The 1,127-nt window shown below is 38.7% G+C and carries 1 protein-coding gene; it reads right to left on the reverse strand.

Going from position 1 to position 1,127, the window contains the following annotated elements; all coding sequences use genetic code 11:
- A partial coding sequence (locus HNR52_RS12240) for an IS110 family transposase (protein ID WP_435620741.1) occupies positions 1-524 on the reverse strand: 524 nt, incomplete at its 3' end.
- Positions 525-1,127 lie beyond the last annotated feature (603 nt).

The raw sequence follows: 1,127 nt of genomic DNA on the forward strand, positions 1-1,127 counted from the left end.
TATGAAGAGAACTTGAGATAAAGGAGGTTCAAAGCTCTGCTCTTTTCACTGGATATAGTTTGTACCAGATGGTATCTAAAACGAGTAAGGCGCTGTAGCGCAGCATACCTAAAGTCAGGCATAGGAGTAGGGTTTACCCTACCGAATCTGACACAATCAGCAATGATTCTGGCATCAAAATCGTCAGTTTTAGGCAAATAGGTATAAGCCTTTTTAAAACCCTTGACGACACCTGGATTCATAACAAAGAATTTAGGGTTAAAAGGTGCCAGGTCAGGAGAAGAAGCCAGGTGAAGATGGAGGTGCCATGCATAATGAGAAGTGGCTTCCATACCAATTTTGACACAGGAAGCATTAATAGCGTTAGCATGAGAAATCACCTCAGAGATGATAGAATCAGCACCTGGGATATCATTAGAAACCGAAAAAGGTTTCTTAATGAGGTTATTGCCATCTTGATCAATAAAGAAAACAGAATTAGATTGACTGCTTACGTCTATACCGACGAATAAAGTACTGGGCACGTAAATTCCTCCTTTCATTAAAAAAATTGAGAACCAGTACCAGGTTAATCCCTGACAGATTACCGAGAAACAGCCTCGCGATATCAGAACTATATCAATACTCATAGGATACACCGTATGGATGCTGAAACATACGGAAGAGTATGATATGGACAGCAAGCGAGTCAGAACTAAACGAGTAATCCCAGGGGTGCAGTCTTAGACGAGAAGTACCCTAAAGTAGGGTCTTCAGGAGGTTTTCAGAGCGACCCTGAAACCAAATTCTAAAAATAGTTTAACAGAGACAACCTGAAGAAGAAAGAGGGAATTCGTGTACTACAAATGCAAAATGCAGCGATCCAGCATACATCGTATAGAAGATTATATGTTTGGCCGATGTATAGTCAAGCCTAAAATAAACTCACTGCGTTCGGGCTTGACAATCCATCATTCCAAACATAGATAGTAGTTATGCGATGTATGCATAAGTATCAAGTGGCACTTGAGAGAGCTAATAATAACGAAATTAAAAAACAATATTCAATTATCAAGGTTCAATTAAATTTTGTAATCTTTTTAAAGATCGATCTTTTTAGTTGATTACAAATCATATTATACGAGGAG

The sequence above is a fragment of the Thermoanaerobacterium thermosulfurigenes genome (assembly GCF_051201035.1).
Taxonomy (GTDB): Bacteria; Bacillota; Thermoanaerobacteria; order Thermoanaerobacterales; family Thermoanaerobacteraceae; genus Thermoanaerobacterium; species Thermoanaerobacterium thermosulfurigenes.